At 63.9% G+C, this 9,293-nt stretch carries 10 protein-coding genes; all 10 read right to left on the bottom strand.

Annotated features, from left to right (window positions below; all coding sequences use genetic code 11):
- A partial coding sequence (gene bioD, locus AYR66_RS02360; protein WP_088709560.1) for a dethiobiotin synthase occupies positions 1 to 465 on the bottom strand: 465 nt, incomplete at its 3' end.
- The gene (bioF, locus tag AYR66_RS02365; protein ID WP_088706183.1) at positions 462 to 1,643 is read right to left on the bottom strand and encodes an 8-amino-7-oxononanoate synthase; all 1,182 of its coding nucleotides are present in this window, start codon (positions 1,641 to 1,643) and stop codon (positions 462 to 464) included. The genes bioD and bioF, both read right to left, overlap by 4 nt.
- A 2-nt stretch (positions 1,644 to 1,645) precedes the next feature.
- Positions 1,646 to 2,986: an adenosylmethionine--8-amino-7-oxononanoate transaminase gene (gene bioA / locus AYR66_RS02370; RefSeq protein WP_088706184.1), complete on the bottom strand. Its 1,341-nt coding sequence runs from the start codon at positions 2,984 to 2,986 to the stop codon at positions 1,646 to 1,648.
- 28 nt (positions 2,987 to 3,014) lie between these two features.
- Positions 3,015 to 3,800 carry an enoyl-CoA hydratase/isomerase family protein gene (locus AYR66_RS02375; RefSeq protein WP_088706185.1) on the bottom strand — a complete coding sequence of 262 codons (786 nt, stop codon included), beginning with the start codon at positions 3,798 to 3,800 and terminating at the stop codon, positions 3,015 to 3,017.
- Positions 3,801 to 3,802: 2 nt separating this feature from the next.
- Positions 3,803 to 5,410 (bottom strand): carboxyl transferase domain-containing protein, encoded by a 1,608-nt coding sequence (locus AYR66_RS02380; protein ID WP_088706186.1) that lies wholly within the window; start codon positions 5,408 to 5,410, stop codon positions 3,803 to 3,805.
- 29 nt (positions 5,411 to 5,439) lie between these two features.
- Positions 5,440 to 7,134 carry an AMP-binding protein gene (locus tag AYR66_RS02385; protein WP_088706187.1) on the bottom strand — a complete coding sequence of 565 codons (1,695 nt, stop codon included), beginning with the start codon at positions 7,132 to 7,134 and terminating at the stop codon, positions 5,440 to 5,442.
- Between the two features lie 14 nt (positions 7,135 to 7,148).
- Entirely contained in the window at positions 7,149 to 7,541 is a 393-nt protein-coding gene (locus AYR66_RS02390; protein ID WP_088706188.1) for a YchJ family protein, read from the bottom strand.
- The gene (locus AYR66_RS02395) at positions 7,541 to 7,942 is read right to left on the bottom strand and encodes a rhodanese-like domain-containing protein (RefSeq protein WP_088706189.1); all 402 of its coding nucleotides are present in this window, start codon (positions 7,940 to 7,942) and stop codon (positions 7,541 to 7,543) included. Before AYR66_RS02395 ends, AYR66_RS02390 begins: the two co-directional genes overlap by 1 nt.
- Before the next feature lie 13 nt (positions 7,943 to 7,955).
- Entirely contained in the window at positions 7,956 to 8,561 is a 606-nt protein-coding gene (locus AYR66_RS02400) for a 2-hydroxychromene-2-carboxylate isomerase (RefSeq protein WP_088706190.1), read from the bottom strand.
- 10 nt (positions 8,562 to 8,571) lie between these two features.
- Positions 8,572 to 9,293 (bottom strand): acyl-CoA dehydrogenase family protein (locus AYR66_RS02405; RefSeq protein ID WP_170942261.1); only part of this gene is annotated, 722 nt, incomplete at its 5' end.

The raw sequence follows: 9,293 nt of genomic DNA on the forward strand, positions 1-9,293 counted from the left end.
GAGGCAGCCGAGGCGCATGCCGACCACGAGCACGACCGGCAGGCCGAGCTGCTGCGCGAGATCGGCGGTGTCCTCCGACGCCGACAGCGGCACGCGGAATCCGCCCACGCCTTCGACGATCACGGCATCCGCTGCTGCGGCGACGCGCTTGTAGCAATCGAGGATGTGCGCGATCTCGATGCGCACGCCCTCCTGTTCGGCCGCGATGTGCGGCGCTGCCGCATCGCGCAGCAGGTAAGGCGTGGTGAGGTCGACCGGCAGCGGGACGTTCACTTCCGCCGCAAGCAGGTCGACGTCTTCGTTGTGCCACGCGCCGTCACGCAGTTCCGCACCCGCAGCCACCGGCTTCATGGCCGCCACGCGGATACCGGCCTGCGCCAGCGCATGCACCAGCGTGCAGGACACCAGGGTCTTGCCGATCTCGGTGTCGGTACCGGTGACGAAATAGCCGATCGACGCACTCATGCGAATGCCTCCAGCAGGTTGAACGCGCTGGCCAGCTGCGACACTTCCTGGCCGGTATGCGACGCGGACAGCGTGATGCGCAGGCGCGCGGTGCCGGCAGGCACGGTCGGCGGGCGGATGCCGGGTACCCAGAAGCCTTGTTCGTACAAAGCCGCGCCGGCGCGCATCGCTTCTTCGTTCGTGCCGATGATGACGGGCTGGATCGCGGTATCGGACGGAAACAGTTTCCAGCGCTGCAGGTTGAGTTCGCTGCGCAGCTGTGCAATCAGCGCGCGCAGATGGCTGCGGCGCTGCGCGCCTTCTGCGCCATCGATGATGTCCATGCTGGCCATCAATGCATGCGCAAGCGCGGGAGCGGCGGCCGTGGTGTAGATGTAGGGACGGGCGCGCTGCACCAGCCATTCGATCACGGTGGAATGCGCGGCGACGAATGCGCCGCCGACACCGGCCGCCTTGCCCAGCGTGCCCATGTACACGAGGTAGGGCGAGCGCAGGTTGAAATGTTCCAGCGCACCACGGCCGTTCTGGCCGAGCACGCCGAAGCCGTGCGCATCGTCGACCACCAGCCAGGCACCGTACTGTTCGCACAGCCTGAGCATCTCGGGCAGCGGCGCGAGGTCGCCATCCATGCTGAACACGCTGTCGGTGACGACCAGCTTGGTCTTCGCGGTGCTTGCCTTGAGCAGCTGTTCCAGCGCCGCCGCGTCGCCGTGCGGATACACCTTCAGGTTGGAGCGCGACAGACGCGCGCCGTCGATCAGGGACGCGTGGTTCAGCTCTTCCGAAAAGAGGTCGGCGTCGCGGCCGGCCAGCGCGCTCAGCACCGCGAGGTTGGCCATGTACCCGGTGCAGAAATACAGCGCGCGCGGCGATTCGATATGCGGCGACAGGAAATCGGCGAAGCGTTCTTCGAGCAGCGCGTGTGCGCGCGAATGGCCGCTGATCAGGTGCGACGCGCCGCTACCGACGCCGTAGCGGCTCGCGCCTTCCTGCAAGGCTTCGATCAGTAGCGGGTGCGATGCAAGGCCAAGGTAATCGTTGCTGCAGAACGCGAGCATGTCACGGCCGTCGACCTTCATGCGCGGCGCACAGGGCGTTTCGGCGACGCGCAGGCGACGGCGCAGGCTTTGCCTGTCGAGCTGCTGCAGTTCGCGTTCGAGGGAGGCGATCAGTTCCATTGTCATGCCTCCACGACCTGGTTGAACACGGACAGCGTGCGCGATGCGAGCAGGTCGATTTCCTCGTCGTCGAGGATGTACGGCGGCATCAGGTAGACAGTGCGGCCGATCGGGCGCAGCAGCAGTTCGTTCTGCAGCGCTTGCGTGAAGAAGCGGCGCGAGAAGGTCGCGGCCTTCGCCGGATCGTCGACGACTGCATCGAAGGCCCACATCATGCCGCGATTGCGGAAATGCTTCACTTTCGGATGCGATACCAGCGGCGCCAGCGCGGCGGAAATTTTCGCGGCGCGCTCGCGGTTATGCCTGAGCACCTCGTCTTCGTCGAAGATCGCCAGCGTCGCGAGTGCCGCGCGGCAGGCCAGCGGATTGCCGGTATAGGAATGCGAGTGCAGGAAGCCGCGCGTGACGTCGCTGTGATAGAACGCACGGTAGATGGCGTCGCGCGTCATCACCAGCGAGAGCGGCAGGTAGCCGCCGCTGATGCCCTTGGACAGGCAGACGAAGTCGGGCCAGACCGACGCCTGCTCGCAGGCGAAGAAGGTACCGGTGCGGCCGCAGCCGACTGCGATCTCGTCGGCGATCAGGTGCACCTGGAAGCGGTCGCACAGCGCGCGCACTTCCTTCAGGTAGACCGGGTCATACATCGCCATGCCGGCCGCGCATTGCACCAGCGGCTCGATGATGACAGCGGCAATACTTTCGCTGCTCTCCTGCAGCAGTTTTTCCAGGTCGCCCGCGGCACGGCGCGCGACGTCTGCGGCGCTTTCGCCTTCCTGCGCCTGGCGCGCGTCGGGCGAAGTCACCACATGTGCCTGCCGCAGCATCGGGCCGTAGGCATCGCGGAAGATCGCGACATCGGTCACCGCCAGCGCGCCGACGGTTTCGCCGTGGTAGCTGCCCTTGAGGCAGACGAATTCGCGCTTGCTGTCGCGGCCGCTGTTGCGCCAGTAATGGAAGCTCATCTTGAGCGCGATTTCGGTCGCCGACGCGCCATCCGATGCATAGAAACAATGCCCCAGCACGCCGCCGGTCAGCGCCGACAGCTTTTCCGACAAGGCGATCACCGGCTCGTGCGTAAAGCCGGCGAGCATCGCGTGTTCCAGCAGGTCGAGCTGTTCCTTCAATGCCGCATTGATGCGCGGATTGGCATGGCCGAACAGGTTGACCCACCACGAGCTGATCGCATCGAGGTAGCGTTGGCCGTCGGCGTCGTACAGCCACGCGCCGCGGCCATGGCTGACCGGCACCAGCGGCACCGTTTCATGGTGCTGCATCTGCGTGCACGGGTGCCAGACGCTGTTCAGGCTGCGTGCGACCCAATCGGATTTGAGGCTTGCGTTCAAGACTGCTCCAAGTAAAACTCACCGGCCCTTAATTCAGCCAGTTCGGCTTCCGCTTCTCCAGGAACGACCGCACACCTTCCTTGCCCTCTTCGGAACTGCGGATGTCGGCGATGCGCTCGGCGGTGTCAGCGATCAGTTCCGCGGTCAGCGGCTGGCCGGCGACATCCTGCACGAGGCGCTTGGCTTCCTTCACGGCGTTCGGGCTGTTGGCCACCAGTGCCTTCACGATATCGGCGACCGTCGCGTCGAGCGCGTCGGCGGCCACGACCTGGTGCACGAAGCCGGTCCGGTGTGCTTCCTGTGCGGAGAAACGCTCCGCGGTGAGGAAATAGCGGCGGGCGGCGTTTTCGCCCGTCGCGAGAATGACGTAAGGCGAGATTGTCGCAGGAATCAGGCCGAGTTTGACCTCGCTCAAGCAAAAATTAGTTGCTTCAACGGCAACGGCAATGTCGCAGGCCGCGACCAGCCCCATGCCGCCTGCGTAGCAGTCGCCTTGCACTTTTGCCACCACCGGCTTGGGGCAGGTGTAGATGGTGTGCAACATTTCAGCCAGTTGCGCGGCATCCGCACGGTTTTCCTCGTGCGTGTAGCCGGCCATCTTCTTCATCCAGTTCAGGTCGGCGCCTGCGCAGAATGCCGGACCGTTGGCGGCGAGCACGATCGTTCGTACGTCGGCGTTCTGTCCCAGCTCGCGGAAAACCTGGGTGATTTCCGCGATCGTCGTTTCATTGAACGCGTTGCGCACGTCCGGGCGGTTGAGGGTGACGGTCGCGACCTTGCCGTCGACGGCAACGATGAGAGTCTGGTAGTCCATGTTTACATCCTGAAAACGCCGAACTTCGTATCGCGGATCGGCGCATTCAGCGCTGCGCTCAATCCCAGCCCCAGCACCATGCGCGTATCCGCCGGATCGATCACGCCGTCATCCCACAGGCGGGCGGATGCATAGTACGGATGGCCCTGGTGTTCGTACTGCTCGCGGATCGGCGCCTTGAACGCTTCCTCTTCTTCCTTCGACCAGCTGCCGCCCTTGCCTTCGATGCCGTCGCGCTTGACAGTCGCCAGCACGCTGGCTGCCTGCTCGCCGCCCATCACCGAGATGCGCGCGTTCGGCCACATCCACAGCATGCGCGGGGAGAACGCCCGGCCGCACATGCCGTAGTTGCCGGCGCCGAAGCTGCCGCCGATGATGACGGTGAACTTGGGCACGGAGGCGGTCGACACGGCAGTCACCATCTTGGCGCCGTTGCGTGCGATGCCTTCGTTTTCGTACTTGCGGCCCACCATGAAGCCGGTGATGTTCTGCAGGAACACCAGCGGGATCTTGCGCTGGCAGCACAGTTCGATGAAGTGCGAGCCCTTCAGTGCCGATTCCGAAAACAGGATGCCGTTGTTGGCGATGATGCCGACCGGCATGCCGAAGATATGCGCGAAGCCGCACACCAGCGTGGTGCCATAGCGCGCCTTGAATTCGTCGAATTCGCTGCCGTCGACGATGCGCGCGATCACTTCGCGCACGTCGAAGGGCTTGCGGGTGTCGGTCGGGATCACGCCATACAGTTCATGCGTGTCGTACTTCGGCGCCACCGGCTCGCGCAGCACGAGCTGCTGCGGTTTCTGGCGGTTGAGGTTGCCGACGATGGTGCGCGCCAGCGACAGCGCGTGCATGTCGTTCATCGCGAGATGGTCGACCACGCCGGAAAGGCGGGTGTGCACGTCGCCGCCGCCGAGGTCTTCCGCGCTCACCACTTCACCGGTCGCGGCCTTCACCAGCGGCGGGCCGCCGAGGAAGATGGTGCCCTGTTCCTTGACAATGATGGACTCGTCGCTCATCGCCGGCACATAGGCGCCGCCCGCGGTGCACGAACCCATCACCACCGCAATCTGCGGGATGCCCTTGGCGGACAGGTTGGCCTGGTTGTAGAAGATGCGGCCGAAATGCTCGCGGTCGGGGAATACGTCGTCCTGGTTCGGCAGGTTGGCGCCGCCGGAATCCACGAGGTAGATGCAGGGCAGGTTGTTCTGGTCGGCGATTTCCTGCGCGCGCAGGTGCTTCTTCACCGTCATCGGGTAATAGGTGCCGCCCTTCACCGTCGCGTCATTGCAGACGATCACGCATTCCTGGCCAGCCACGCGGCCGATGCCGGTGATGATGCCGGCCGACGGCGCGGCGTCGTCGTACATGTCGTAGGCGGCCAGCTGCGACAGTTCGAGGAAGGGCGTGCCCGGGTCGAGCAGCATCTGCACGCGGTCTCGCGGCAGCAGCTTGCCGCGCGAGACATGCTTCTTGCGCGCGTCTTCGCCGCCGCCAAGCGAAATCTTCGCGATCTTTTCCTTCAGGTCGTCGACCACGCGCTGCATGGCGGCAGCGTTGTTCTTGAAGTCCTCGCTGCGGGTGTTCAGTTTGCTTTCAATGTGAGCCATGTGCTGTCCTTGTATTTTCTGTCTGCCGGTCAGGCGGTCTTGTCTTCTTCGAGCTTGAGCTCTTCCTTCATCTGCTCACGCATGCGGAACTTCTGCACCTTGCCGGTCACGGTCATGGGGAAGGCAGTGACGAAGCGGATGTAGCGCGGCACCTTGTAATGCGCGATCTGCCCGCGGCAGAATTCGCGCACGCCATCCTCGTCGAGCTCGGCGCCCGCGCGAAGGATGATCCAGGCGCACAGTTCCTCGCCGTACTTCTTGTCGGGCACGCCGACCACCTGCACGTCCTGGACGGCGGGATGGCGGTACAGGAATTCCTCGATCTCGCGCGGGTAGATGTTTTCGCCGCCGCGGATCACCATGTCCTTGATGCGGCCGGAAATGTTCACATAGCCTTCCGCATCCATCACCGCAAGGTCGCCGGTGTGCATCCAGCCTTCGGCATCGATCGCTTCGGCGGTCTTTTGCGGATCTTCCCAGTAGCCGTGCATCACGGAGTAACCGCGCGTGCACAGCTCGCCGGAAGTGCCGACCGGCACGGTTTCGCCGGTGTCGGGATTGACGATCTTTACTTCGAGGTGCGGCTGGGTCAGGCCGACGGTGGACACGCGCTTTTCCAGCGGCGTGTCGACGGTGCTCTGGCAGCTTACCGGGCTGGTCTCGGTCATGCCATAAGCGATGGTCACTTCGCGCATGTTCATGTCGCTGACCACGCGCTTCATCACTTCGATCGGGCAGGGCGAGCCGGCCATGATGCCGGTGCGCAGCGTCGACAGGTCGAATTCCTTGAAGCGCGGATGGTCGAGTTCCGCAATGAACATGGTGGGCACGCCGTGCAAGCCGGTGCAGCGTTCCTGCTGGACAGCCTGCAGCACCGACAGCGGGTCGAAGGCTTCGTTCGGATAGACGATGGTCGAGCCGTGCGTGAGGCACGCGAGGTTGCCGAGCACCATGCCGAAGCAGTGGTAGAGCGGCACCGGGATGCACAGCCTGTCCTGCGGCGTCAGGCGCATCGCCTCGCCGATGAAGAAGCCGTTGTTCAGCACATTACGGTGGGTGAGCGTGGCGCCCTTCGGGAAGCCGGTGGTGCCGCTGGTGAACTGGATGTTGATCGGGTCGGTGTTGTCCAGCTTCTTCGCGATGTCAGGCAGGCGGGCATCCTCGGGATTCCCCATTGCCATCAGGTCGGCGAAGCGCAGCATGCCCGCCACATGGTCGTCGCCCAGCTGGATAACGGTCTTCAGCGCCGGCACCTTGGCGGCATTGAGCGCGCCCGGCTTGCTGGAAGCGAGCTCTGGCGCAATCGCCTGCACCATTTCGATATAGTTGCTGGTCTTGAACGTCGTCATCGTGATCAGCGACTTGCAGCCGACCTTGTTGAGCGCATATTCCAGCTCGGCGAGGCGATAGGCCGGATTGATGTTGACCAGGATGAGGCCGGCCTTGGCGGTGGCGATCTGCGTCAGCAGCCATTGCGCATTGTTGTGCGACCAGATGCCGATGCGGTCGCCGGGGCGCAGGCCGGTCTCGAGCAGCGCGCTGGCGAGCCGGTTCGATTCTTCCTGCAACTGGCGATAGGTGTAGCGGATCTGCTGGTGGCAAGACACCAGCGCTTCGTTATCGGGAAAACGGCTGGCCATCGCATCGAAGAATTCGCCGATCGTCTGTTCGATCAACGGCGTTTCTCGACTGCCCTGGCCGTAGCTTGTAACCAACTGCGCCATTCCAATTTCTCCTGTTATTTTGCTTTGGGAAAACTTCCATCGACGTAAAACCACCGGCCTTCTTCGCGCACGAAGCGGCTGATTTCATGCAGCCGGTGCGCGCGTCCGCCGAGCTTGTAGCGTGCGACGAATTCCACGGTGGCTTCGTCGCCCGCCGGGACATGTTTCTTGACTTCCAGCCCCAGCCACTTGGCATCGTCGTCCTGCGTCAGGTCCTCGGCAGGACGCGTGCTCGCATGCCAGGTCGCCTTGAGGTACGGTTCCCTGCGCAGCACAAAGGCGGTGTAGCGCGACCGCATCAACTGCTCGGCGGTCTGCGGCACTTCGCCGCCGTCGACGAAGCGGCCGCAGCAGCTGTCGTACGCGGCGCCGCCGCAGGGGCAGGGCTGTGCTTCCTTCTTTGCCATTACGCCTTCTTTGCCTTTTCCGCGACCGCGCCGCCTGCCGCTTTCCATGCGCCGAAACCGCCTTCGATGTGGGCCACGTTTTCCATGCCCATGTCCTGCACGGTCTTGGTGGTCAATGCGCTGCGCCAGCCGGCGGCGCAAAAGAAGATGAACTCCTTCTTTTCGCCGAACACCGGCTTGAAGTAGGGCGAATCCGGATCGATCCAGAATTCGATCATGCCGCGCGGTGCGGGATAGGCGCCGGGAATCACGCCGTCGCGCTCCAGTTCGCGCACGTCGCGCACATCGACGAACTGCACGTTCGGGTCGCCGAGTTTCGCCTTTGCCTCTTCCACGCTGTAGGTTTTGACCTGCGACATGGCTTCATCAACAAGCGCCCGGAATCCCTTCTTCATCGGCATGGTGCTGTCTCCCTCAGATTTTTCCGTTTTTCAAAAATGCCTCGAGCTGGTCGAAGCGGTCGAAACCCCAGAACGGCTCGCCGTCGGCAATCATGAAAGGCGAACCGAACACACCGCGCGCAACAGCCGCATCGACACCGGCTTTCAGCATGTCCTTGATGTCCTGGCTGTTGGCGCCGTCGAGCACAGCCTCGTGCTTCAGCCCGGCAGCCTCGCAAGCGGGCGCGAGGCCTTCAGGACGCGTGATGTCGAGGCCGTCGGCGAAGTAGGAGGCGAACGCCGCCTTGGCGAACGCAACCGCCTTGGCATCGCCGAAATCGCGCGCAATCCAGGTCATCGCGCGCGCGGCGAGCTGCGTCGAGATCGGGAAGGTCGCCGGACGCTTGTACGGAATGCCGTGCAGGCGCGCGGTGCGCTCGAAATCGCGATACGAATAGTCGCCCTTCAGCGGCACCATCGGCAGCGGCGCGCAACCCGTCGTCTTGAAGATCGCGCCGAGCAGGACCGGATGCCACGCCACTGTGCGGCCGTACTTCGCGGCCAGCGCTTCGATGCGCAGCGCCGCGAAATAGCCGTAGGGCGAAGAAAAGTCGAAGTAGAAATCGATCGGTGCTGACATGCAAGCTCCTTCAGGCCAGCGCGCGGCTGATGAGGATTTTCTGGATTTCGCTCGTGCCTTCGTAGATCTGGCACACGCGCACGTCGCGGTAGATGCGCTCGACAGGGAAGTCGCTCACGTAGCCGTAGCCGCCGTGGACCTGGATCGCTTCCGAGCACACGCGTTCTGCCATTTCGCTGGCGAACAGCTTGGCCATCGCCGCTTCCTTCAGGCAGGGCTTGCCGGCATCCTTCAGGCTGGCCGCGTGCCAGATGAGCTGGCGCGCCGCTTCGATCTGGGTCGCCATCTCGGACAGCTTGAACTGCACCGCCTGGTGTTCGAACAGCGTCTTGCCGAAGCTGGTGCGCTCCTTCGCATACGCCAACGCTGCGTCAAAGGCCGCACGCGCCATGCCGACGGATTGCGAGGCGATGCCGATGCGGCCGCCTTCAAGACCCGACAACGCGATCTTGTAACCCTGGCCTTCTTCGCCGATCAGGTTCTGCGCCGGAATGCGGCAGTTCTCGAACAGGATCTGCGCGGTGTCCGACGAATGCTGGCCCATCTTTTCCTCGAGGCGGGCGACGATGTAGCCGGGCGTGTTGGTCGGCACCCAGAACGCGCTGATGCCGCGCTTGCCGGCTTCCTTGTCGGTCACCGCCATGACGATCGCGACATCGGCGTACTTGCCGCTGGTGATGAACTGCTTCACGCCGTTCAGCACATAATGGTCGCCGTCGCGCGTGGCGGGGG

The organism is Noviherbaspirillum denitrificans, from assembly GCF_002211445.1.
GTDB classification, from domain to species: Bacteria; Pseudomonadota; Gammaproteobacteria; order Burkholderiales; family Burkholderiaceae_D; genus Noviherbaspirillum; species Noviherbaspirillum denitrificans.

What these genes read in the sequence shown, in the direction of transcription:
- bioF (WP_088706183.1), bottom strand. Translation starts at nt 1,643, where the DNA reads ATGGAACTGATCGCCTCCCTCGAACGCGAACTGCAGCAGCTCGACAGG.
- AYR66_RS02375 (WP_088706185.1), bottom strand. Translation starts at nt 3,800, where the DNA reads ATGGACTACCAGACTCTCATCGTTGCCGTCGACGGCAAGGTCGCGACC.
- AYR66_RS02380 (WP_088706186.1), bottom strand. Translation starts at nt 5,410, where the DNA reads ATGGCTCACATTGAAAGCAAACTGAACACCCGCAGCGAGGACTTCAAG.
- AYR66_RS02385 (WP_088706187.1), bottom strand. Translation starts at nt 7,134, where the DNA reads ATGGCGCAGTTGGTTACAAGCTACGGCCAGGGCAGTCGAGAAACGCCG.
- AYR66_RS02390 (WP_088706188.1), bottom strand. Translation starts at nt 7,541, where the DNA reads ATGGCAAAGAAGGAAGCACAGCCCTGCCCCTGCGGCGGCGCCGCGTAC.
- AYR66_RS02395 (WP_088706189.1), bottom strand. Translation starts at nt 7,942, where the DNA reads ATGCCGATGAAGAAGGGATTCCGGGCGCTTGTTGATGAAGCCATGTCG.
- AYR66_RS02400 (WP_088706190.1), bottom strand. Translation starts at nt 8,561, where the DNA reads ATGTCAGCACCGATCGATTTCTACTTCGACTTTTCTTCGCCCTACGGC.